The sequence below is a fragment of the Peribacillus sp. NPDC096447 genome (genome assembly GCF_044762725.1).
Lineage (GTDB): Bacteria > Bacillota > Bacilli > Bacillales > DSM-1321 > Peribacillus.
The window spans coordinates 44589-68970 of record NZ_JBIWEV010000006.1; the positions used below are offsets into that span (position 1 = coordinate 44589).

The 24382-nt window shown below is 41.4% G+C and carries 22 protein-coding genes, 1 pseudogene and 1 riboswitch; of the genes and pseudogenes, 14 read left to right on the forward strand and 9 right to left on the reverse strand.

The genetic code is table 11. The annotated features are described in order from the left end of the window. Window positions 1–163: 163 nt before the first annotated feature. Both ACIQZD_RS26220 and ACIQZD_RS19885 read left to right on the forward strand, forming a co-directional pair. Window positions 164–241 (forward strand): annotated as a pseudogene (locus tag ACIQZD_RS26220) (SEC-C metal-binding domain-containing protein); the annotation flags it as partial. Window positions 242–571: 330 nt separating this feature from the next. After that, the gene (locus ACIQZD_RS19885) at window positions 572–1570 is read left to right on the forward strand and encodes a S8 family peptidase (RefSeq protein ID WP_402905724.1); all 999 of its coding nucleotides are present in this window, start codon (window positions 572–574) and stop codon (window positions 1568–1570) included. A gap of 47 nt (window positions 1571–1617) precedes the next feature. Here ACIQZD_RS19885 and ACIQZD_RS19890 read toward each other — a convergent pair whose 3' ends face one another. Both ACIQZD_RS19890 and ACIQZD_RS19895 read right to left on the reverse strand, forming a co-directional pair. After that, a complete protein-coding gene (locus tag ACIQZD_RS19890) occupies window positions 1618–2280 on the reverse strand; it encodes a YcnI family copper-binding membrane protein (protein WP_402905726.1) in 663 nt (220 codons plus the stop codon). An 18-nt stretch (window positions 2281–2298) separates the two neighbouring features. Further along, window positions 2299–3933, reverse strand: coding sequence for a copper resistance CopC/CopD family protein (locus tag ACIQZD_RS19895; RefSeq protein ID WP_402905728.1), 1635 nt, complete (start codon window positions 3931–3933; stop codon window positions 2299–2301). A gap of 302 nt (window positions 3934–4235) precedes the next feature. Between ACIQZD_RS19895 and ACIQZD_RS19900 the strand changes: the two genes are divergently transcribed. Further along, window positions 4236–5681 (forward strand): cadherin-like beta sandwich domain-containing protein, encoded by a 1446-nt coding sequence (locus tag ACIQZD_RS19900; protein WP_402905730.1) that lies wholly within the window; start codon window positions 4236–4238, stop codon window positions 5679–5681. Between the two features lie 51 nt (window positions 5682–5732). Here the strand turns inward: ACIQZD_RS19900 and ACIQZD_RS19905 are convergent, their stop codons facing one another. From ACIQZD_RS19905 to ACIQZD_RS19915, 3 genes are all read right to left on the reverse strand, one after another. Next, window positions 5733–7364 carry a PAS domain S-box protein gene (locus tag ACIQZD_RS19905; protein WP_402905732.1) on the reverse strand — a complete coding sequence of 544 codons (1632 nt, stop codon included), beginning with the start codon at window positions 7362–7364 and terminating at the stop codon, window positions 5733–5735. 114 nt (window positions 7365–7478) lie between these two features. Then, window positions 7479–8135: a TVP38/TMEM64 family protein gene (locus tag ACIQZD_RS19910; RefSeq protein ID WP_402905734.1), complete on the reverse strand. Its 657-nt coding sequence runs from the start codon at window positions 8133–8135 to the stop codon at window positions 7479–7481. Window positions 8136–8258: 123 nt separating this feature from the next. Next, a complete protein-coding gene (locus tag ACIQZD_RS19915; RefSeq protein ID WP_402905736.1) occupies window positions 8259–8744 on the reverse strand; it encodes a QueT transporter family protein in 486 nt (161 codons plus the stop codon). A 6-nt stretch (window positions 8745–8750) separates the two neighbouring features. Continuing rightward, window positions 8751–8795, reverse strand: a riboswitch (PreQ1 riboswitch). 170 nt (window positions 8796–8965) lie between these two features. On the opposite strand from ACIQZD_RS19915, the gene ACIQZD_RS19920 reads away from it, so the two are divergent. Together ACIQZD_RS19920 and ACIQZD_RS19925 are read left to right on the forward strand one after the other, a co-directional pair. After that, the gene (locus ACIQZD_RS19920) at window positions 8966–9487 is read left to right on the forward strand and encodes a YbaK/EbsC family protein (RefSeq protein ID WP_402905738.1); all 522 of its coding nucleotides are present in this window, start codon (window positions 8966–8968) and stop codon (window positions 9485–9487) included. A 135-nt stretch (window positions 9488–9622) separates the two neighbouring features. Beyond that, window positions 9623–10435: a hypothetical protein gene (locus ACIQZD_RS19925; protein WP_402905740.1), complete on the forward strand. Its 813-nt coding sequence runs from the start codon at window positions 9623–9625 to the stop codon at window positions 10433–10435. Window positions 10436–10516: 81 nt separating this feature from the next. Here ACIQZD_RS19925 and ACIQZD_RS19930 read toward each other — a convergent pair whose 3' ends face one another. Next, window positions 10517–10813 (reverse strand): DUF3892 domain-containing protein, encoded by a 297-nt coding sequence (locus ACIQZD_RS19930; protein WP_214745573.1) that lies wholly within the window; start codon window positions 10811–10813, stop codon window positions 10517–10519. 276 nt (window positions 10814–11089) lie between these two features. Between ACIQZD_RS19930 and adhP the strand changes: the two genes are divergently transcribed. Next, window positions 11090–12103, forward strand: a complete 1014-nt coding sequence (gene adhP, locus ACIQZD_RS19935; protein ID WP_402906245.1) for an alcohol dehydrogenase AdhP — start codon at window positions 11090–11092, stop codon at window positions 12101–12103. A 42-nt stretch (window positions 12104–12145) separates the two neighbouring features. Here the strand turns inward: adhP and ACIQZD_RS19940 are convergent, their stop codons facing one another. The 3 genes from ACIQZD_RS19940 to ACIQZD_RS19950 are packed head-to-tail and all read right to left on the reverse strand — an operon-like array spanning window position 12146 to window position 16355. Continuing rightward, entirely contained in the window at window positions 12146–13576 is a 1431-nt protein-coding gene (locus ACIQZD_RS19940; RefSeq protein WP_402905743.1) for a sigma-54-dependent transcriptional regulator, read from the reverse strand. A 4-nt stretch (window positions 13577–13580) separates the two neighbouring features. Further along, window positions 13581–15194: a sensor histidine kinase gene (locus tag ACIQZD_RS19945; RefSeq protein ID WP_402905745.1), complete on the reverse strand. Its 1614-nt coding sequence runs from the start codon at window positions 15192–15194 to the stop codon at window positions 13581–13583. A gap of 12 nt (window positions 15195–15206) precedes the next feature. Continuing rightward, a complete protein-coding gene (locus tag ACIQZD_RS19950; protein ID WP_402905747.1) occupies window positions 15207–16355 on the reverse strand; it encodes an iron-containing alcohol dehydrogenase in 1149 nt (382 codons plus the stop codon). A gap of 271 nt (window positions 16356–16626) precedes the next feature. Here ACIQZD_RS19950 and ACIQZD_RS19955 point away from each other — a divergent pair, with 271 nt between their 5' ends. The 8 genes from ACIQZD_RS19955 (at window position 16627) to ACIQZD_RS19990 (ending at window position 24371) form a co-directional block, all read left to right on the forward strand. Then, complete coding sequence (locus ACIQZD_RS19955) at window positions 16627–18030, forward strand: M28 family peptidase (protein WP_402905749.1); 1404 nt, start codon at window positions 16627–16629, stop codon at window positions 18028–18030. A gap of 235 nt (window positions 18031–18265) precedes the next feature. Further along, window positions 18266–18691: a YwqH-like family protein gene (locus tag ACIQZD_RS19960; protein ID WP_230160192.1), complete on the forward strand. Its 426-nt coding sequence runs from the start codon at window positions 18266–18268 to the stop codon at window positions 18689–18691. Continuing rightward, window positions 18691–18978, forward strand: coding sequence for a YwqI/YxiC family protein (locus ACIQZD_RS19965; RefSeq protein WP_402905752.1), 288 nt, complete (start codon window positions 18691–18693; stop codon window positions 18976–18978). Before ACIQZD_RS19960 ends, ACIQZD_RS19965 begins: the two co-directional genes overlap by 1 nt. Continuing rightward, window positions 18975–21128, forward strand: a complete 2154-nt coding sequence (locus ACIQZD_RS19970) for an ADP-ribosyltransferase (protein WP_402905754.1) — start codon at window positions 18975–18977, stop codon at window positions 21126–21128. The genes ACIQZD_RS19965 and ACIQZD_RS19970 overlap by 4 nt, the downstream gene beginning before the upstream one ends. Before the next feature lie 9 nt (window positions 21129–21137). Then, window positions 21138–22160, forward strand: a complete 1023-nt coding sequence (locus ACIQZD_RS19975; protein ID WP_402905756.1) for an ADP-ribosylglycohydrolase family protein — start codon at window positions 21138–21140, stop codon at window positions 22158–22160. A 110-nt stretch (window positions 22161–22270) separates the two neighbouring features. Next, window positions 22271–22699, forward strand: coding sequence for a hypothetical protein (locus tag ACIQZD_RS19980; RefSeq protein WP_402905758.1), 429 nt, complete (start codon window positions 22271–22273; stop codon window positions 22697–22699). A gap of 106 nt (window positions 22700–22805) precedes the next feature. Continuing rightward, a complete protein-coding gene (locus ACIQZD_RS19985) occupies window positions 22806–23075 on the forward strand; it encodes a hypothetical protein (RefSeq protein ID WP_402905760.1) in 270 nt (89 codons plus the stop codon). A 273-nt stretch (window positions 23076–23348) separates the two neighbouring features. Beyond that, window positions 23349–24371 (forward strand): ADP-ribosylglycohydrolase family protein, encoded by a 1023-nt coding sequence (locus tag ACIQZD_RS19990; RefSeq protein ID WP_402905762.1) that lies wholly within the window; start codon window positions 23349–23351, stop codon window positions 24369–24371. Window positions 24372–24382: the final 11 nt, after the last annotated feature.

A 24382-nucleotide genomic window follows, 5' to 3' on the forward strand; every position in this document is an offset into this window, starting at 1 on the left:
TAATATTTCCAAGCAAAAGGCAATGGATATCGCGGAAGATACGCTGAAGTACAGTAAAGATGTAATGGAGTTATTTAAACAGCGGTATCAGCAAATGAAGGAAAAAGGCACGCAAATTATCATGGAAAGTGCAAAGGCAGCTAAAATGCCGCATGTTCATACAGAACCGGTCATTGGCAGAAATGAACCTTGTCCGTGCGGAAGCGGGAAAAAATACAAAAAATGCTGCGGTGCAGCTTAACATTGTGGAAGCTGACTCGATTCGGAGTCGCTTCTTTTTTAATTGGAAAAGCGCATGCTTGGAAAAAATTGAATAATGAATAAAAAAATGTGGCATTAAACGAACGTTTGTTCTATAATTAGAGTACCAGATAATAACACAAAAAGAAATAAAAAGTAGTCATTTAGACGGAATTTTCCAAAAACTTCTTTTTTATTTTCATAAATCTGGTATATATAAGAGAGAAGAGTTTTTTGATCTCATCTCTTTCAACGGTAGACGGCAACCAGACGGGATGAAAATCCCCACACTGATGGCAGTTTAACTTTGAACGAAGGAAGGGGTAATCAAATGACAAGAGAAAAAAGATTAATACCTTACAAAGTTCTTGAAGTAATGGAAACGGTGAAAGAGAAGATTCCTGAGGGTGTCGAGCTTGTGAAAGCACCGGCGATTTGGGAAAAAAGCAATTATGGTGAGGGCGTGGTAGTTGCCGTCATCGATACAGGCATTGACAAGGGACATCCAGACCTCAAGGAAAGAATCATTGGCGGGAAGGATTTTACCAATACTGGGGATTATCAAGATGATAACGGACATGGGACACATGTCAGCGGTACGGTTGTGGCTGCCATTAATAATGCTGGTGTAGTGGGAGTGGCTCCGAAAGCAAGCATATTAGCGTTAAAGGCCCTAAATGGTCAAGGACAAGGCGATATAGATTGGATTAATGGGGCTCTAGAGTATGCAATCAATTGGCGGGGACCTAATGAAGAAAAGGTTTCGGTTATTTCACTTTCACTTGGCGGACCTCCGGATGAGACTGAACACAAACTCATTCAAAAGGCCCTTCAGAACGATATCCTTGTTGTTTGTGCAGCCGGAAATAGCGGTGATGGGCGTCATGAAACGGATGAATTGGATTATCCAGGAGCATATCCCGAGGTAGTGGAAGTCGGAGCTGTGGATTTAAGCAGAAATTTAGCGGATTTTTCAAATACGAATGATGAAATTGACTTGGTTGCGCCAGGGGTTGATATTCTCTCTACGTATCCAGGAAATAAATATGCCAGGTTGAGCGGAACGTCAATGGCTACGCCTCATGTAAGCGGTGCAGCAGCTCTCTTGAAAGTGATTGCTGAAAAGGAATTTGAGCGCAATTTAACTGAAGCGGAATTATATGCACAGCTAGTGAAAAGTACGGAAGATTTGGGAATAAGCAAAAAAGCACAGGGAAATGGATTGCTTAACTTAACGATAGCGGACCAAAGAGCCGAAAAATCGATTAAGATTACCATAGAATCAGAAAACCTTAAGTTACCGAGTAAATCGGTGGTCATGGAATATTAGAAGAGACAAAAGGTGCCTCAAGAAATTGGGGCACCCTTCCATAATGATTATTTTTTAGTTTTCCTTACAGCTGCTAAAAGCGCTACAATGGAAAGAATTAGTGATATGACAGCCAGGGTGATGATCAGCGTTTGGTTGCTATCACCTTCTGTTGTTGCTGACTCCTTTGAATTGTCAGTTGTCGTGGAGTCATTAGTGTCTGCTTCATCTTTGTGACCATGGTCCGCAGGTTCTGCATCAGCCTTGGGCGCAACCGTAACTTCCGTTACAGAATGCGGTAGATCTGAGCCTTCATCACCGCTCCATTCAACAATTTCACCATCTTCGTAATATTGAAATGCATCCCAGGCAACTTTCGTTTCTTCTTTAGGATTTTGTGCTACGAAAGAGAATTGCTGGAATTGTCCAGCTGCTATTCCTTCGTCAGTGGCTGCCCAAGTTACCGTTTTTACATGCCCATCTTTGTCACCTTCTGTCGTTACTTTCCATCCCGGTACAGGCTGATAGCTTTCAAAAGTAACCCCTTCAGGAACTTTTAAAGTCACCTTTGTAGTGGCAGTTTCTTTTTCGACGGGTACTTTGAGTGTATAAGTTTCCCACGCCTCAGGGGCAGATGAACTAGGCTTGACTGTAACGTGAGCATACGCTGAACCGGAAAAAATGAATAGTGCAGCAAATGTAAAAATAAGAAGCTTTGAAATGTTTTTCATTAGTATTAATCCCTCCTGTTATGAATTTCCTATGAAAATTATAAAATCGGCATTGATTGAATCCAGGCTTTCAGTTAATCCGTGAACATGGATACTCCACTTTCCTGGCATGGTTAATATAGACTTTGATGTAAATGTACCTGTGTTTTTCTCCTTCATCTGCAGCTTCATTTCACCATTTGGCGTATCCAATGGCTGCATTGTGATTGTAAGCTGCTCGATTTCAGCAATTGGCTTGCCTTCATTAGAAAGGTTTACTTGAATCAGATTATCCCCGACTTCATTGGGGGTTACCATTAATGTAACCTCATTATTTTCTTCAGTCAGTAACGTCTTTTCAATGGGCCCGGGAGAAGACATGGCAGTTTGGACATTTGTCAGCAGAGCTGCAACGAGAAGTATGACGACCCCTAAACCAAACTCCATCCCCACACTATAACCAAGTTTTTTCGTTTGCTTTTTCCCTCGGAGAAAATGAAAGCCTCCTAAAACGATCATGGCTAACATGAGACCGATTTTCGCTAGTAACAATTGGCCATATGTTGTGTTAAACAATGAATGGATAGTCGGTACATGCTGTAAACTGCTATATATCCCGCTGACAATCAGTATGATTACAAACAGAAATGTCCATTTGGAAAACCTTGAAATGATCGACCAGTAAAACGTTCTCTTATCTTCTTGGACTGCCTGCCGATCGGCTAGCCCAGGCAGAATCACCAATAAGGCCATAAGGCCGCCGAGCCATAAAGCCATGGACAATAAATGAAGGAAATCCATCAAAACGGCCAGAACCTGATTAGGAACGGCTGCTGTATGTCCAGTTAAAGCCTTACAAATCATCAAGCAGGCAATTATGATGAAAGAAAGGTAAGGCAGTGATTTATTCAGGGAGTTCTCGAGCATGAAATAAATCACTAAAAATAGAAGCAGCAATATTAGAATTTCAATGATCCAGACCGATCCAAAGTTTGTAGCATTCAATACTTCTTTTATATAACTAACTTTAAATGCATCAGTCCAACCTACGCCAGCATCAATCGTAACTTTTAAAGGCAGACTGCAGAAGATGGAAAATGCTAAACCTGCATATGAAAGCCAAAGGTATAGACGAGTTCTTCTGCTAGCTTCAAAAAGTCGAGAATCCTTCATTAACGATAATCTAAAAAAAAGGATTCCGGTTAGGGCAGCGAAGCATATGTATTGAAGACTTTGCAGGATTACATTGATGGAATTCGGAAAGCTTGCATTCACTTCGGAATTTTCTTGGTCTGAAAGACCAGCTGAATCTCCGAATTGAAAGGGTATTGTTCCTTCAATGGGATGGCCATCACTCGAAACCACTCTCCATTTAATGTAGTAAATCCCTTCATCGATAGTGCCCTTCCACTTAGCTTCCAGTACTTTTTCACTTTGTTCCGAGATTGCACTGTCTTGGATTTGAATTTTGTCCCCATCTTGGCTGAATACCTCAAGCGAATGGAAAGCTGGTTGTATATTCTCACTGAATTGAATGCTGATTTTTTCAGGAAGAGTATCCATTGCTTCATTCGGGCTAGGATTAGAGCTTATTATAGTAGCATGACCAAAAGCCATTGCCGGGTTTAAAAGCAAAACGAACAGGCTGACTATCAGCCAAAAATATTTTTTCATCTTGGTGTGCCATCATCCTTTCATCAGATTATGTAAGCTTATTATAAAAGGAAAATGTGAAAAAACAGTGAAAATAAATTAGTTATCTAAAGGCAGATTAAGAGGTTCGCTAGAAAAGTGATAACAATAAGGTTAGATGACCTGCATCCCTCCCTCCATTATAACCATAGTATTGGTTGGGGATTCCGCTTTGCACCAAAGCATCAATAGGTATCCTCCGAAAAAATCCATTAAGAAATAATTAAGGTTCCTTTGATAACCTAGCCCTATCATGTTTGCAGGAATTATAGGAGGGATAGGCTTTGCTAAAGAATGGATTAAAAGAAAAAAGCGTTAAGGTGATCTTGGTTGGTTCTCTTGTGGGGATGGGGACATCCGCTTATATGCCCGAGGCATGGGCGGCGGAAGGCACGTCTGTCATTCAGGAAGAGGCACAAACGGTAAATAGTCTTTCAAAGCTAGAAATAGAAGGGATAGAACTGGATCAAAAATTTTCAGAAGATGTACACGATTATAGTTCGGCAGTGGGGAATGATGTGGAAAAGATCACATTGCTTGCAGCAAGTCCTAACGAGAATGCAGCCATATACGTGAATGGTGTCAAAATGACAGATGATAAAGTGAAGGATTTAACTCTTCAAACTGGTATGAATACGTTTGAAATCACCGTCAGCGATGGGGAAAATGAAACGGTTGCCTATACTCTCAAGGTCGAAAAACTTGAAAGTGATGATAACCTTTTAACATCGATTGGATTATCAAAAGGCTCATTAACATTCGATTCTAAAGTGACAGCTTATAATGCTTCAGTTGAAAATGAAGTCCAGTCCGTTACGGTAACTCCGACATTGAGTGACAGTACCGCAATTGTAAAGGTGAATGGAAAGGATGCTACCAGTGCCGGTGTAAAGGTTACCCTTCCAGTCGGTAAGACAACGGTGAAGATTGTCGTTACAGCAGAAAATGGAGACGAAAAAACCTATACGCTTACGATTACACGGGCTGCAGCCAAGGAAACCGAATCGAAAGATGCTCCTAAAGAGAGTGAAGTTCAAAAAGAGCCATCAACAGAAACAAGTAAAGCTCAACCTTCCTCGGATAAGGGGAATAAATCATCTTTAACATCAGCAGAATCCTCCAATAATCTAAAACCAAGCAGTGGTGTCAGCCAAGTGCCGAAAGCACAGCAACTTGAAAGTAATTCAACACAAAAACTGAAAACCGATTCTATAGAGAAGGTAGCGTCAGCAGATTCTTTAGGTGAGGAAGGTAATAATGCACCAGTGTTGAGCAATCTGACTGTATCAACCGGAGTATGGAACAAATCTTTTGAATCTAATGAGCATACCTATCATATCGATGTCGATAATGATATTTCTTCAGTCGAAATGGATGCAGCGACAAATGCCGGCGGAGCAACGATTGAATATGACGGTGAGAGCAGTAAACAAGTGAAGATCAAGGATAAAGCGAAGACGGCCATTTCCGTTACCGTTTCAAAGGATGGGGAGCGCCGTACTTACGTCCTTGTTTTCGAAAAGGATATGGATGTGGAGATGGATGAGGAAGAAACCGTGGATGATGTCAAAACAAAAGAGGCGGAAGTTGAGGCTACACAAATGAGTACGGCTGGCAAGAAAGTGAGCGATACATCCAAAGATACAGAAGGTCAGGTTAATGAACAGCCTGTCGAGACTGTGTCATTCTTTGGGAATATAAAGGATTTCTTCACCTCCCTGTTTAAATAGGATCGTTCTGAATCCTGCAAAAAAGGACAAGGTTTAGGCTTGTCCTCGGATTCAAAATTTTATGGGCAAAATGATTTGGACCTCGGTTCCATGGTTTAGTTCGCTGTTAAAGCGGACCTTTCCCCGATGCGCCTCGATGATTCGGCAACTGACTGTCAGTCCTAATCCGGTTCCTTTTTCTTTCGAAGAATAGAAAGGTTCTCCAAGATGCTTTATCCGGTTTTTTTCAATTCCGCTTCCATTATCTTTGATGGTGATGGAAAGGTTATTGTCCATGCGTTCAAAATCAATCCAAATGTGATCGGCGGATGCCTCCATTGAATTTTTGAGCATGTTTATGAAAACTTGTTTTAATTGGTTTCCCTCACATAATAGAAGCGGTATTTCGTTTTTAACAGATATTGATATTTGGGTGGGGTACGAGTCCGCCTCTGGTTTCAACAAGGTTTTGACATCATTCATCAGGTCGATGATTTGATGTTTGCTGAATGGAAGTTCCTGTGGTTTTGCCAGAACGAGTAACTCGCTTACAATAAGATTGATCCGGTCCAACTCACTTAACATGATTGTGTAGTATTGTTCAAAGGGATGGTCGCTCTTTTTAAGCAGCTGGACAAAACCTTTTAAAGAAGTCAGCGGGTTTCGTACCTCGTGGGCTACACTTGCGGCAAGTTCGCCGACTATCGATAATTTTTCGGTTCTTCTTAAGCGTGCTTCGGTTTCCCGGATTTGAGTGACCTCTTTAGCATAAGTAATGATTCCGACTAAATCCTCGCCAACCATCATCGGGACAAACGTACAAGAAAGTAAGATGGACTTCCCGTACTTCGTCAGGAATTCTATATCTTTCCCTTTTTTGATCCCCTTATGGTTTTCCATGACATATTGGCAAGATGTACGGATCAATTCCGCGTCTTCTGCTGAAAAGTTCAAATTAATGAATGAGGCTCCATGTATTTCTTCCTGTTGAAAACCTGTTACCGTTTCAAATCTAGGATTCACGGTCGTGATCATTCCGTTTAAATCAAGCATCAGCATCGGATATGGGTTGTGTTCAAACAATGATTTATAGCGTTGTTCACTTTCGAATAATTGATTCTCCGCGACAACCCTTTCAGAAATATCCCTGCCAATGACGACTAAGCCTTTTCGTGAACCATCCTCATTGAACAGGGGAACTTTGATCGTATCAAAGGTCTTGTGATTGCCATCGGGAAGAGGGATGATTTCCTCACACCGTGTGATTTCCCCTTTTACCCACGTTTCTTCATCGGAAACTTCACAGTAGATCAACGACTCTTTATAAAATTCGGAGTATTCGGCGAGCTCACTGTCTCTTTTTCCCTTATAATCTACATGCTCCAATTGAAATAATTGCAGCCCGAAGGTATTGGATTCAAGCCATCGGCCATCACCATCCTTGAAGTTAACGAAATCAACCATTGAATTGATGAGTGTACGCCGACGTTGTTCCGCTTCTTTTAATTGTTTGAATTCTTCCCTTTTAGCTAAATAAAGATATAAGACCAAGCCTATTGATAAAAGGAAAACAAAGCCTTCCACTCTTTGCAGTTGAACGAAGACTTCCTTGTTATGGATATTTGTAGTTAAAAAATAGTCGAATACGACTAATGTAAGAATCCCGGATAGGATATATATTGCTAAGATGGAGCGTTTGGACATGGAGATTCTCCCTGATTTTAAGACATTACAAAGGTAAAATTACATACACATTTTAACAAACTATCGGAAAAAAATATATGCAGAATCCTAAATAAAAAAACAGGGCCAATGTGGTCACCTGTTTTTTCTGAAGAAGGTAAGTTTCTTTTTCTTTTTTGCACGCTTATAGATAATGAAAAATAGTAAGAAGAGGAGTGCGAGTGCAGCTAGCGTATATTGGTTCATTTCAACAGATAGCAGTCCATAGGGAATCAGCGATAGGAAGAAAAAGTATATAAGGTTGCCAAGCGCCGTCGCTAATAAAAAATCCTTGAACGTGACAGTGCTGACTCCAGCTGCCAAGTTAATTAAGCTTGTTGGGATAAGCGGGAAAATCCTGCCTGTAAAAACGTACATGAAGCCATGCTCCACAACGGTTTCTTGCCATTTTTGGCCAATTTTCTTTAAGAGAAGCTCCTGAAACCAGTTTCTTGCTGCATAAAAAATGAATCCTGAGGCAACAACACTTGTAAACCAACTCCATAGATAGCCATATATGAATCCGAATATCGTGACATTGATAGTCAGGAGCAAAATTAAGGGGATGATTGTAAAAGAATTTTGTACAAACATCAATACGAATGTCACAATAAATGTAAGCAGAAGGTTTTCCTTCAATATACCAATAACAGAATCCAGGTCACTTTTCCAAACCAAAGTGAACAGCTCTGCATTAGAGTATATAAATATTGCGATTACAAGTAGACCGATTATGGTCAGGACTTTTTTCAAAGGGCCACCACCATTCTTACTAATAGTTTATCATTTTCGAGTTCATTGGTGAAAAAAAAGAGCTGCCGCATCATGCAGACAGCTCTTTTCCATTATAGTGGCTTAACGGAGCGAAGATTCCTTTTAAATCCATTTTTCAAACTGAATTCTTTTGTTCATTCCATAAATGATTGGCGCTCCAATCAGGAGGACGACGAACTCACCGACAGCTGTAGTCATCCAGCTTAGCCAGAATGGCAAGCCAAAGGCAAGGTTCAGTTCAATTGCAATTAAAAACATTGTGAACGTGAAAAAGATAATCGTGGCGATCATCCGTCCTTTAATGCCTTTTATGAAACGAGAAACATAAATGACAAGCAATAAGGCGAGCAGGGATTGCCCCACCCCAAAAATCAAATCATATGGCACCATCGGCGAAAAGAGCAGATTCGATATGAAGACCCCGCCAACGATACCGTAGATATACTTTTTATTGAATACAATCAGATGATTCAACATTTCCGGTACACGGAATTGGAACATCTCAAAAGCTATTGGTTTAAACACCAATGAGACCGCCACATACAAGGCAGCCAATAACCCGTTTATCACGAGTGTACGAACATTCATTTTACTCTCTCCCTAGTTTTTTATCGTGGGATGGTTACGAACCACGTGTAGGCGTTTACCCGATTATTAATGGTATCCCATGTAAGCTTGTTTCGTCAATTTGTAAAGAATGGTTTAAATTTATTAGTTTCCAAGCAGTAGAAGTAGCACAATAGGATTTTGATTTATTGCAATGAAGGATGATATTATTTCAATATGTACGTCAAAGGAGTGAATATAAAATGTCGATCGAGAGTGTCAAAAGCCATTTTAAACAATGGAATCGGGAAGGCGACGTAAAAGAGTTCGAAACATCGAGTGCCACGGTGATTGAGGCAGCGGAAACCATTGGTGTTATCCCAGCGCGGATTGCTAAGACTCTTTCCTTTAAAGGGGAAGGTGAACACGCGATTTTGGTAGTTGCCGCAGGGGACGCCAAAGTGGATAATAAGAAATTTCGTCAGTCATTCGGTTTCAAGGCACGAATGCTTTCGCCTGAAGAAGTGCTCGCACAGACTGGCCATGCAATCGGAGGCGTTTGCCCGTTTGGTCTGGCAAACGATTTAGCTGTTTTTCTTGATGTATCGATGAAGCGCTTCGATTCATTGTTCCCGGCTTGCGGCAGTGCGAACTCTGCAATAGAACTTACACTCGCTGAATTGTTTGAATATTCAGGTGCGAAGGATTGGGTAGATGTTTGTAAGGGTTGGGAAGAAAAGGAGAATGAGGAAACGGCGGTAGGCAATGCAGTTGATGGCATTTGATTAATGTATCAAAAAATTAGATTCACATGATTGGGATTGAGTCCACTGCAGTGGACTTTATTTGTAGGGGCCGCATGCATTTCTATGATTAAAGCGGAAAACGGGCAGAAAGTGTTCCTGAGCGGAGGTTGAAAGATGTTAAATGGAAGCGAAAGAAAAAGCAATAGCAGCTATCTTAGTCTTAAAACTCTTTATGAAGAAAATATAACGGTTAAGAGCATTGCCCAGGAGCTTGAGTTTTGCCATAAAAATGATCTGGCGCTGGATATTCAGAAAGCATTGGAAAAAAAGAATTTCGATATATTGGCAGTCCAAGATCAAGGGGAAATCATCGGGTATATCGAAAGGGAAGAACTAGGTGAAGGAAGCATTTTTGAATATATGAGAAACTTTTCACCAAGGGAAATGGTTTCGGATTCAACCCCTTTGATCCAGCTTCTCCATATTTTCAAGAATAAAACAAGGGTGTTCGTATTGGAGAATAATTCAATTAAAATGTTGATTACCCATGCCGACCTTCAAAAACCTCCGATCAGGATGCTGATATTCGGATATATTACCTTATTGGAAATGAGGATGAGCGATATCATCCTGGATAGATTCGGCGATGGCAGCTGGTATCCAATGATCAGCGAAGACCGTTTAGAAAAGGCAACCGAATTATATAGAAGGAGAATTGATAAAAATGAGGATATCAATATAATAGAGTGCCTGCAAATCAGTGATAAGTTCGATATCATACATAAAGATAAAGAATTGAGGTGCTTCTTCCAAATCCCTTCGAAAAGTAAAGGGAAGAAGGATGCGAACGCCATCCGGAAATTACGGGATAAGATTTCCCATGCTAATGAACTGGGTCTGGACATGTCATGGATGGAAATCATCGAGGTTGTCGAGTCCTGCGGCCGACTGCTCGAAATCTCTGAATCCTATCCTTACGAAAAATAAGATCCGGCTAATCATGCTGGTTCTTTTTTAGCTCATCCAGACAGAAAAAAACTGCCCATACCAGGCAGTCTCCCCGAAAATTCAAAACTCCGGCAGTTGATCCAGGTTATTTTCCTTTATCCCATCGGGCTCACTCCGCAATATGTCACGTCCATATTTATGAAAGACGTCAACATTGGCCAGGTTGCCCGCCTTTGCTTCCGAAAGGGCTGTGGGGTAGTCGAGTTCGCGGCCGGAGTTCGTCTTGATGGCGATAATATTGTCTTCTTCATTTTTCCTTACGGCGATGATTTCTTCTTTTCCTGCTGAATCAGGTTGGTTTGCTTGCGGTGTTCCCTGCTGTTTATATGATTCATAGGCTTTTTCAAATTGGTCCATGTTTTAGACACCTCCTATTTATAGGGTGAGCCATTTTTTCTGCAATATACAAACCGGATTTCGTCCAACTTTAGCCGTTAATTCGTCCAAATGGGCCGATTTTTCGGCACTTTTTTTTGTGATTGCTGTCTTCTTGGCCTTTTTGCAGTGGCATGGCACTTGCATCTATTTTAAGTAGTAGCAAAAAATAATATCCACTGGATTAAGGGAGGAAAATGAATCATGAATGTAAAACAAGGGGCAAGCACTGTAAATGCAAAACAACAGGTCAAGACAATGAAAGCGGCGGTCGTCAATGAATTTAACCAAAAACTTGAGATTAAAGAAGTACCCATCCCGGAATTGGAATATGGTGAGATATTAGTGAAAATTAAAGCCTGTGGCGTGTGTCATACCGATCTACATGCGGTACATGGTGATTGGCCGGTAAAACCCAAGCTTCCGCTTATCCCCGGACATGAGGGTGTGGGCATTATAGAAAAGGTGGCAGAGGGCGTAACTTCCTTGAAAGTGGGTGACCGTGTTGGGATCCCTTGGCTTTATTCAGCCTGTGGCGATTGTGAATATTGTCTGACTGGAAGGGAAACGCTTTGCTTGGATCAATTGAATGCAGGCTATTCCGTGGACGGCGGGTATGCGGAATATTGTAAAGCACCTGCCAAATATGTGGTGAAGGTTCCTGAAGGGCTTGACTTTGCGGAGGTATCACCGATTTTCTGTGCAGGTGTAACGACTTATAAGGCGCTTAAGGTATCAGAAGCAAAACCTGGTGATTGGGTAGCGATTTATGGAATTGGCGGATTGGGACATGTTGCCCTGCAATACGCAAAAGCGATGGGCTTTAATGTCATTGCTGTCGATATTCAAGATGATAAGCTTGATTTGGCAACGGAACTGGGGGCGGATTACACGGTTAATGGGCTTAAGGCCGATCCTGTACAGGCCATAAAGGATAAGGTTGGCGGTGTGCAGGCATCCATTTCTGTAGCGGTTACGAAAAAAGCATTCGAACAGGCTTACAGTTCAGTCAAGCGGGGCGGCACACTTGTCGTAGTCGGATTGCCGAATGATGAACTTCCAATCCCGATTTTTGATACAGTGTTAAATGGGGTAACTGTAAAAGGGTCCATCGTCGGGACGAGAAAAGATTTACAGGAAGCTGTTCAATTTGCGGCTGAGGGTAAAGTCAGAACGAATATTGAAACAAGAAAGCTTGATGAAATCAATGACGTGTTTTCAATGATGGAAAAGGGAGAAATCAACGGCCGCATCGTATTGACGCTAGAATAGGAAGAGAGGAGGAAGCCCTGGAACGGGGCATCCTCCTTTTTATTATGTCTGGCTCTTCTCATTTAATATATAGCGCAATTTCCTTATGGATATCTGCAAGCGTTTGGCAGCTTCATTCCGGTTGCCGTAGGTTTTTTGCAGTGCCTGCATGACGAGCTCCTTTCCAATTGTCGATTGAAGCTGTTTGATTTCCGTAAGGATTTCTTCAAGCATCAGTTCATCCTTCTCATTAAAATCAGCCACCAGCCTTTTTCGCCACTCTTCAAGAAGGTTTTCAGTTGACTGAATCTCATTAGGTGACACATTTTTGTCAGGAGTGATCTGGCTGTTGGATAGTGAGATATCATTGGCGGTTATTACCGACTTATTGTCTGCAAGAGTTAGCGTGCGCATGACCACATTAGAAAGTTCGCGTATGTTACCTTGCCAGTTGTATTGCTGTAATTTTTCAATGGCTTCATTGGAAAAAGAAATATCTCCATGACCATTTCTCTCAACCAAGTGACGGACAAGCAACGGAATATCCTCTTTTCGGTTCCTTAATGGCGGGATATCCAGAGTCACGACGTTCAGTCGGTAAAATAGGTCTTCCCGAAATTTATTCTTGTCCACTGCCTGCTGCAGGTTTTCATTGGAGGCCGCAACTAACCGGGCGTTCGTCCGTAATGTCCCGCTGCTGCCAACCCGCATGAATTCCCGTGTTTCCAAGACCCGAAGCAATTTGACTTGAATGGCGGGACTCGCATCCGCAATTTCATCAAGGAAAAGCGTCCCGTTCCCTGCAATTTCGAAAAAACCCTTTCGCAGCTGGGTCGCTCCTGTGAAAGCTCCCTTTTCATGACCGAATAATTCGCTTTCCAGTAGCGATTCAGAGATCGCTCCGCAATTGATGCCGATAAAAGGTTCATGGTTCCGGGGGCTGGCAATGTGGATGAAGCGGGAAAGCACTTCTTTACCGCTTCCGGTTTCTCCTTCAATTAATACATTGACCGATTTTTGGGCCACCTTGAAAGCCGTTTCAATCAAATTCTTCATTAAAGGACTTTCACCGACAATGAGTCCTGAATCCTCGGCTAGCTTATGGATGAAATGCTGATTCAAAGCTTCATTTTCATTCAATAGGTTGTCAATCTGCCTTTCCAGTACTTCAATATCCACGAAGGGTTTTTCCATGTAATCACTCGCACCAAGTTTCATGGCATCAACGGCGGTCTTGACGGTGCTGTATCCGGTCATGATCAGTACCTTGCAACGCGGCTGCAGTTGTTTTAGATGCTGAAGGAGGGAAAGTCCATCACAATCCGGAAGCTTCAAATCTATCATTGCGACATCAAAACGCTGCTGATTCCAATCGATCTCATGAAACTCCTTGCCGCTATTCACAACTTGTACGAGGTAACCTTTCATCGTAAAAAGGCGGGATAGAAAAGTCCCAACCTCTTTCTCATCGTCTACCACAAGTAAATGAACCACTTTATCATCCCCTTTCCTCTCCTTGTAAGGGAAGCCTCAGGAAAAAAGTGCTTCCTTGTCCTGGTGTGCTCAAAACGTCGATCATTCCGCCATGGTCTTTGGCGATACCAAGGCTTACAGACAGCCCCAAACCTGTACCTTTTTCACGGTCTTTAGTCGTATGAAAGGGATGGAATATGAAGGGCAGGCGTTCTTTTTCAATCCCCGTTCCGTTATCAGTCACCTGAACCACCATGAACTTGTTTTCTGTATAGGTAGTGATCGCAATCGATTTTTCCGTTTGGGCGGACTCATCCAATGCGTCCTTGGCATTCAATAGCAAGTTGATGATGATCTGTTCTATCTGCGGCTGGCTGCCCTTTATGAAAGGAAGGTCTTCCTGAAGGGTAAGATGGAGGGAGATCTGCTTCTTCCCAAGTTGGAACTTCAATAGGTTCAGGACCTGGTGAATGGCTTCATTAATAGAGTAATAGTGGAATCTATACTCATCCTGCCTTGAAAAGGTAAGCAGGCTTTTCACTATTTGCCTGCATCGGTCTCCGCAAATCTTGATATCGTCCAATAACATATAATCCAGATTGTCCTTTGGGGTTTTCCGTAATAAAATTTGCGAGTTACCAAGAATGGCCGTTAATGGGCTATTCAATTCATGGGCAATCCCTGCTGCCATTTCACCAATCGCCCCAAGTTTACCGGCATGTAATAGCTGGACTTCCATCTGTCTTCTTTCGGTGACGTTTTTATAATAAGCAATGACCCCATATACTTGATGCTCCTTATTCTGAATCGGGTAGGCATGCATTTCCAAGATGGTATCATGCTGAAGGAGAATTTCCTGAAACCCTGGCTTATTACACGTAAAGGTATCTTGAATCAGAGATTGGGATTTTTCAATTAAAGCAAGCAGGTCGGAAAAGTCCCTGGCTGAATCATTGGATTGATAGACCGTTCCTTTGTGATCAAAGACGATGATCATGTCTTCAACTGCCTTGAATGTATCCTCCCATTCCTGTTTGGAATGAAGAACTTCCTTATAAAGCTGGGCATTCTCCAAAGTTAATGCAAGCTGGTTGGATAGTTGCTCAAGAAATTCGAGTTCATCTTCAAGCCATGTTTTCTTTTTCTTCCTGCCGAAAGTCCAGATTCCGATTTTTTTACTTTTTCCGTATAAAGGGACTAATAGAAGTGATTCGATTTCAAGGGATAATAGACGTTCCTTTTCCGGAAAGTCCTGTAACCGTTTAACTTCCACCTGAATCGGCTGTTTATCCTTCAAGGCAGACGAGAAATCCTGAAAAGGGTGTAACAAGTTTTTGGTATCCATTTCAAGTTCGCAGTGACCATTAGGGCAGATGTGAAGCAGGGCAGGTTCTTTCTCATACAATATGACAAAATGACTGTCATCGAAGGTAATGAGCTGCTTAAGTTTTGCAATAACATTTCGGAGAATCTCTTGGATGTCGATGTCCATATCCATATTTTTTGTGATGTCATTCATGATTTCAAGCTGCATATTCTTCTTCTTCAGCTGATCAACGGTTTTCTTAAGTTCCGTGTAATACGTTTTCTTTGCAGATTTCACACCTGTCATTAAATCTATCATTTCAAGTTTGTTCATGCTTTTCACCTCTTAAAGGGCTGTAAGAAGCAGCTGATTAATCTGTTCTATTGACATATCACGAGGATTTGTGATCATGCAGGCATCCTCAAGAGCGGTCATCCCTATGGAATCTATCATTTCTTGCGTAATGCCGACCTCACTTAAACTTTTGGGAGCCCCTATATCCTGTGATAATTCCCTTACGAAGCTAATGGCTGCCATTCCTGCTTGCTGCTCGGTCAATGCCCGTGTATCGATGCCCATGATGTCGGCAATCTCGCTGAATCGCCTTGGTGAGGCAATTCGATTGAAATCCATGACATGGGGAAGGAGTATCGCATTGATTTCACCATGCGGAAGGAGGTACTTGCCGCCTAGGGCATGTGAAATGGCATGGGCAGCTCCCAAAATGGCATTGGAAAAGGCCAGTCCAGCCTGCAGGCTCGCCATCGCCATCGCTTTTTTTGCTTCCTCATTATGCCTGGATGCAACAGAGGGGCGTAAGTGGCGGGAAACGATGGAAAGCGCGTTTTTAGCTTGTACATCTGTCAAAGGTGTCGCAGCGATTGAAACATAGGATTCAATGGCGTGGGTTAAAACATCCATTCCCGTAGCTGCTGTCAAATCCGGTCCCAAGGTGGTTAGGGTACCAGGGTCGACTATTGCAATATCAGGGACGAGTGATTTTGAAATGATCGTCATTTTTTTCTCGCGGAATGAATCGACGATCACCGAAAACTGGGATACTTCCGAACCCGATCCTGCAGTGGTCATGATCATCACCATGGGCGGGAGGGGAGAGTGGACTTTATCGACCCCTTCATAATCACTGATGATGCCGCCATTCGTTACTAAAAGGGCAACCCCTTTGGCGACATCCAAAGCACTGCCTCCACCCAACCCGATGATGGCATCACATTCTTGTTCTTTAAATGCCAAACAGCCGGCCTCGATCTCCCTGTCCTTCGGATTGGTCGTCATTTCAATGAAGGTAGCAAAAGCAAGGCCTGCATCTTGGCAGGATTTAATGACTTTATCTAACCAGCCAGCATTGGCTACCCCGGAGTCGCTTACTATCAGAGCCTTTTTGGCACCTAGCCGCAAGCAGGCCTCGCCAGCTTGTTCAATCGAACCTTTTCCAAAAATCACTTCCGGCATCACGAATTTAGTTATCGACATCTTTGCGCCTTCTCCCTGTAGAAATTCTATCTCTTCTGTATTATTTTCCCGAAAAAGAGCGAAAATCCTGTTTGGATTACAGGTATTTTTATATAATATGACAAAATATCGAATGATAGATAACTTTCGGCACGGGTCAAATCTCCTGTTAATTTCTTAGATTTGTAAATTCGGTACTTTAGACATGCATGAATAGGGATGAACCTACCTAGTTAGTATTATCTATATATTGTAAAATTATGGAGAAATCTATTAAACTGGGAGGCAATCTATGAAAAAACAATTCCTATCAGTAACCTTGATCGCAGCATTGACACTCGGAACAGCTGGGACAACCACCGCTTTAGCAGCGCCAAATTCATCGCCGGTGCTATCTGCACCATCCACGGACAAGCAAGTCATTAAAAGAATCGATGCCGATAAAATCTACAAGAATATTGAATACCTCTCACAAACACCTCGGGTGGCCGGTACCGATTCTGAGTATAAAGCCGTCCAATTCATCAAAAAGCTATTCCAATCTTATGGCTATAAAGCCGATATCGAAGAGTTCAATTTTTTATCTTATACAGACCCAAATCTGGTCGAGCTGTCCGTTGCAGGATTTGATGGGGAAATCCAAGCGAACCATTTAACCTATTCAGTTAATGGGGACCTATCCGGTGAAGTGGTATATGCGGGTTTAGGAACGAAAGAAGAGCTTGAGGAAACCGATGTTGCAGGGAAGATTGCCCTTATACAAAGAGGCAGCCTCACTTTTGCAGAGAAAGTATTGAATGCAGCAGAAAAAGGGGCAGCGGGTGTCATCCTGTTCAATAATGCTGATGGGGAATTAAATGGGACACTCGGAGGGGCTAATGACAAGTATATTCCATCCGTCACGATCACCAAAAAGGATGGAGAAGCCCTTCTGGAAAAACTGAATGCTGGAGTTAAATTGACAGCATCATTAAAAATTGAAGGAGCTTATTCCGGAGAAAAAACCTCTTATAATGTAGTGGCAACGAAAAAAGCAACAAAGAACAATAAAGCAACAAAGAACGATATCATTTATATTACTGGCCATCATGATTCCGTCGCAGGTGCACCCGGAGCGAATGATGATGCATCAGGAACATCCGTCACGCTTGAACTTGCCCGTGTTCTGAAGAATCTTCCTACAGATACCGAAATTCGCTTCGTCACCTTTGGGGCAGAGGAAAATGGGTTGCTGGGTTCACAGCATTATGTGAGCAATCTCCCTGATGATGATATCAAGCGGACCATTGCCAACTTCAATCTCGATATGGTGGGTAGCAGGGATGCCGGAGATTTGGTCATTTTGACTAATGATGGAGAAATGAACCTTGTAACCGAGCTTGCCCAAGTATCAAGTACAAGACTGAATGGTGAGCCGACTCCATATGGACAAGGCGGGAGAAGTGATCATGTATCCTTTGCTGAGGCTGGGATTCCCGCTGCTTTATTCATCCACAGTCCATCAGAGCCTTGGTATCATACTCCTGATGATACCATTGATAAAATCTCAAAAGAAAAGCTTCAGGATGTTGCTGAAATTGTCGGCACCGCTGTATATGACCAAGCTAAAATCGAAGCTAAAAAACCTGATCTCAATCATAAAAAAGGGAAAAAGGTGAAAGTTCCGCATTTATTTGACGAAAAGGAATTCAAATAATGCAGTAAATATTCAGAGGGTGCAGCCTGCACTCTCTTTTTATGTTTAAAAATGGAAAATGAGGGGTAATAAGTCTAATCCGGAATTGATGCCTATGGGAAGGATTTCCTAAATAACTAGCATAAATAGCTTATTTATCCCTATTTAACTCTAAGACTATAATCCTTATAATGAAAATTATGAAAAATATTACAGTCTACATAATGAGAATAGTATGTTTGAGGTGATTTTTTAAGTGTATGCAAATTCATTGAGTGAAATTCACTCAGCCCTCTCCAGCAAAATGTCCGATGTTAATGAAAAAATCAATCGTTTGGAGCAGGCAAAAAGAAAAATCAAAGAAGAACAGAATGCTTGTCTGGGGGAAATTGCTAAAATTAAAAATCCGGATTTGGCAAAAAGCTGGACGGGAAACCGTGCAGAAGACTTTCAAGATGCCCGCAGTGATGCATATAAGGCAATGTCAACAATCATTCATGATGATTATGACGACTATCAAGAGAAAATCGACGGTAAAATCATGATGCTTAATATAGAGAAAAAGGCTCTTAGTGCAGCAGGTACGATAGCACATGAAGCGGATGTTCTTTTAGGCAAAGGAGAAGCCGTCATAGATCAATTGGAAAGCAAAATATCATATTTAAAAGGGTGGTTGTTTTAATGACGACAATCAAACTGAATCATCCTGCCGTAATGAAGCAAGTCGATCAGGTGAAGACGGCACTTGGTACAGTCACGCTTGGAAATTTGCCGGCAGGCGAGCTGGGCAGCAATAAATTGGAATTCACCTCGAAATGGATCGACCGCGAAACGAACCTGGAGAAGGTCTTCGAGCAATATATCAAAATCGTCCAGAAAAATGTGGAAGATACCCGTGCCAACATTGACTTATTAAAAGAACAGGATGAAGCCATCACCCATACGTCTTCACATGGGTATCAGCGATGAAAATATATGAAGCCGAGACATTGACGGCCGCAACCAAGTCGCGCGCCAAGCAATATGAAGAACTAAAGAAGGAAGTCACAGCCCTGAAGAAAGAATTTCAGGGCATCGTCGGCCTGGATAACGAGTTTCAAGGAGCCGGTGCCGCCGCCATCAAAAGCTTCTATGAAGCGCAAATCGAGGTGGCGGACGCCTGGATGGAACTATTCACGACCCAGATCAGTTTTTTGGAAGGCATTCCAGCCAGTCTGGAAGAGGCGGATCTCTCCGGAAATACGGTGGTCGAGGTTCCCTTTTTAGATGGCGAAGTCTCAAACGGAATCAACCAAGCGAAGTCGCTTGTCGATGAACAAGCGAACGATCTCCAAAGGATCCTCGACAGCATTGACGATATCCTGCCTCTTGATATGTTCGACCAAAAAGACTTTAATGAAAAAATCACGCTGGCCGGGCAGAGGCTGGATGATACCGTGACAAAGGTCGAGAATGTCGACCGGCAATTGGTCGAGGAATATGATGTGTCCGTCGGGCAGGAAAACGTGGCCGTTGGCCTCTTCCGCGCCTTGCTTGATGCTACCAAACAGGACGGCAGCATTTCGCCGATGACGTTCAACCAATCGGCATTCAAGAACAGTGACGTCTATCAAGTGAAGGATGAAGTCGCCAGTCAGATGAAAGACTATCAGACCTTCAAAAAGGAACAAGCAGAAGCCCGGAAAATCGAACAGGAAATGGAAGAACTCGAAAACCGCCCATGGTATGAAAAAGCCTGGGATACGACAAAAACCTTTACAGGGGAATTCACGGGATATTATGATTCAATCAGGGCCTCAACCGGAGTCGATCCAGTAACCGGCCGCAAGCTGTCCGATGCCGAACGAATCGCCGCCGGCGCCATGGCCGCCGCTGGATTCATCCCCGTCGTCGGCTGGGCCGGCCGCGCCATCAAAGGCGGTAGCGCCATATACAAAACGGCCAAAGGACTCAACGCAGCGGACCACGCGCTCGATGCCTATAAAACGACAAAAGGCTTTAGCCTCCTCCAGAAAACCGAATACGGAATATACGGACTCCTCGCAGCCAATGGCCTCGGCGAAGCCGTCACCGGCAAAGACATGTTCGGCAACCAGCTAACCGAGGAACAGCGCCAGAACGGCCTGTTGATGGCACTTGGAATCGGCGGTGTGGCAGGTGCGGCTAAGGTCGCTGATAAAGTAGCGAGTGGTACAAAGTTCGTCCCTTACAGTAAGGAATTTGCGCAAAGGCAGGTTCAGAAGGTTCAAGCCATCATCAGCGGTATGGGCAAAGCCACATATGAAAATGTGATAAAGGTGGGCAAAGCCACCGGGCAGGTTGCTAAAACAACCGGCCGCTTCATTGCCAATGAAACAAAAAACTTTAAGGAAATTGCCGTATCTCATGGGAAAGCGGCTGGCCGGGCTATTGGTGAAATCAAAATGCCTGTTCTCAGACAATCCCTTCAACCTGCTGGGCATAATATGGTTGGACTTGAAACCGATTCAGTAAAAGTGAAGGAGCTCGTACAGAAATTTAGTGTTAGAGGTGGGGCTAGTGAAGCAACGCCTACAATTAGTAATATACCCGAAGCTCATGAATGGGGAGAAGCGTACTACTCTAAGTGGTTAGATTCCTTGACCGAAAGAGAAAAGGTAGCTATCAAACAATACACAGGAAATGATTACCAATATATTAATAAATATTTGAGAGGAATTGAAAATTCTTTATATGGAATAGATAAGCAGGTTATTGATGATATTAAAAGTGGCCTGAATAAAGCAGCAGTTCCACATGATATGCAGGTCTTTAGAGGAACTGACCTCACGCCATTAGAAAGTATTTTAAAAATAGACGACCATGGTAATATAGATTTGGGTTCATTAATAGGAAAGACTTTTAAGGATGAAGCATTTGTGAGTACTGCGATTGTAAAAGAGTCATCATTTGATTATAAACAGGTTTCTTGGACTATAAATGTTCCAAAAGGAGCGAACGCTGCTTATGTTGGGAAAATTAGTGAATTTCCTGATGAGGCCGAGTTACTTTTAAATGCTGGTCAAGAATTACTTATCAAAGAAGCCAATGAGGATGCGTATGGTAAGCTGCATCTTGTATTAGACTTAAATAAAAAGTAGGTGTAAAGAATGACAGGCAGAAGAATGGTAGACAGATGGGAAGACGATAACAAGATTTTTATGAGTTTAGCCATTAAGAAAAGATTATTACCGAGTATGTATGGCGGTATTATCGGAGACATGTTGGGTGTTCCTGTTGAATTTAAAAAAAGAGGGACTTTCACTATTAATGATATATCGGGATATGGAACCTATAATCAGCCGCCAGGCACCTGGTCGGATGATACTTCGTTAACTTTATGTTTAATTGAAAACTTAATTGAAAAAAGCGATTCAGCGGAGCTCATGCAAAAATTCGTTCAGTATATGGAATCTGGTTATTGGACCCCACATCATGAAATGTTCGATATTGGCAGAACGACCAGTGAAGCCATAATCAAGTTTAAAAATGGAGCCCCAGCGCCAGAATGTGGCGGAAATGCCATGTTCGATAATGGAAATGGGGCGTTGATGAGGATCGCTCCAGTAGCATTTATCCTTATTAATAACTTTAATTTCATTGAAAAAATCCAAACCATTAAAAAGTATACGGAAGTAACACATGCACATCCGCGTTCTGTGGTAGGTTCCATTATTTATGTCGAGTTTTTACTTAGACTTTATTATAATAATTCTCCTGAAGATGCAATAAGACAAACAAAAAAACTTTTTGATGAGAATTTCGATAAAGATCATATATACCAAAAAGAGCTACAATCCTATTCAAGGATTTTTGAGGAAGATTTCTTTTCATTACCACAAGAAGAAATTCAGTCAGATGGTTATGTCGTTCATACGTTGGAAGCAGCCATTTGGTGCTTAGGAAATTCAAATTCGTTTAGCGATGCCGTTTTAAAAGCAGTGAATCTAGGGGATGATACGGATACAGTAGGTGCCATTACAGGGACAATGGCAGGTATGTACTATAAAATGGACGAAATCCCTAAAGAGTGGCTTGAGAAAATCATCAGAAAAGAAGATATTGATGAATTAATCAACCAATTCCATAGTTTTTGTGCAGATAAAGCCATTAAAGAAAAGTATGGGGCTTGATGTAAATCCCCAATATAAACAAAAAAACTCCTATAAAATTCCTTTATAGGAGTTTTTTTATGTCCAGAGTCCAGTTTATGCGATGTTAAACGGAAAGCAAGCAGTTTGAATTGGGTGATGGGAAACTAAATAATGGAGTGAGTGGGAAAATGCTAAGAGAAGGTGAGTATACGATCTATAATGGGAAAGAGTATAGATTCATAGAATCTGATTTAGTGGAAGCTATTGAATTAATTAGTAATGATAAAAATGAAATGGACAATGGTTTTACTTATTATAAAAAAAATATTTACACGAAAATAGTAGGTGTAAAAGAAGTTAAAGAATTCTATTCTATTAATCCCTATGCAGTATATAAGGGAGAGGTGTTTCCAGCATCTGAAGAAAGAAGAACTGGAAATGTATTGTTGGCTACAACAAACACTAAACTTGCTAAAAGGATGGGTTTTGAACGGGCAGATAAATATATGTACTCTAAATCTGTAAAATGGGATGAAGTGGAGATAATCGAGGAGAGGAAACCTTATTCATTAGATTAATTTCTTCATTTCAAACGCGATTATATTTATTGTACTATCCCCCTAATGAGCTTTGGCACTGTTTTGTTAAAGGTCTCCTTTATAGGCGAGTAGATAGGAAGATGAAATGGATAAGAAAAAGCAGTTAATCGATCAAATAAAAGTTGTGATAAATAATCTTGAAAATGATTATTATAATGAAATTACAAGGGGCGTGTTACAACTTATATATATAAGATATAAGGACGCATTGGATGTAATGGAAAATAATGAAGATATAAGAGAATTAAATATTATTGGTGGGTTAAGGGCTTATATGGATAGTTTTAATGACTATCAAAATCCGTTATTAGGAGAATTACATAAAGCTGAAAAATTAAATAAAGAATTATTATAAAAATAGTTGTTACAAAATTAACTAGAGTTAACTTTATGCCTTAACTTAGACCTTGATTGGCTTTATGCCTTTCAAGGTTTTTTAATGACATTGACAGTATAAATTTTTGTATGTGAAATATAAGCAATTAATTTGAAATACTTTATGATTTTCCTTTGTGATTAAATGGAAAAATAGTGGTTATAGTATAGTGTTAGTATAGAAGCACAATTAATTAAGCAAGGAGTACTGAAGGTGACAAAATAGTACTTTTAAAAAAAGTAGGTGTAATGAATGACAAGCAGAAGAATGGTAGACAGATGGGAAGACGATAGTAAAAGTTTTTTGAGATATAATCTAAAAAAAAGAATGTTACCAAGTCTGTATGGCGGTATTGTTGGAGACTTGCTTGGTGTTCCAGTTGAATTTAAAAAAAGAGGGACCTTCACTATTAATGATATAACGGGATATGGTACCTATAATCAGCCGCCAGGCACTTGGTCGGATGATACTTCATTAACTTTATGTTTAATTGAAAACTTAATTGAAAAAGGCGATTCAGCGGAGCTCATGCAAAAATTCGTTCAGTATATGGAATCTGGCTATTGGACCCCGCATCATGACATGTTCGATATTGGCAGAACGACCAGTGAAGCCATAATCAAGTTTAGAAATGGAACCCCGGCACCAGAATGTGGCGGAAACGCCATGTTTGATAATGGGAATGGGGCGTTGATGAGGATCGCGCCCGTGGCATTTATCCTTTTTAATAACTTTAATTTCATTGAAAAAATCCAAACCATTAAAAAATATACGGAAGTTACACATGCACATCCGCGTTCTGTGGTAGGTTCCATTATTTATGTCGAGTTTTTACTTAGACTTTATTATAATAATTCTCCTGAAGTTTCAAAAAGGGAAATAAAAGAACTTTTTGATGAGAATTTTGATAAAGATCATATATACCAAAAAGAGCTGCAATCCTATTCAAGAATTTTTGAGGAAGATTTCTTTTCATTACCACAAGAAGAAATTCAGTCAGATGGTTATGTCGTTCATACGTTGGAAGCAGCCATTTGGTGCTTAGGAAATTCAAATTCGTTTAGCGATGCCGTTTTAAAAGCAGTGAATCTAGGGGGTGATACGGATACAGTAGGTGCCATTACAGGGACAATGGCAGGTATGTACTATAAAATGGACGAAATTCCTAAAGAATGGCTTGAGAAAATCATCAGAAAAGAAGATATTGATGAATTAATCAACCAATTCCATAGTTTTTGTGCAGATAAAGCCATTAAAGAAAAGTATGGAGATTGATGTAAATCACC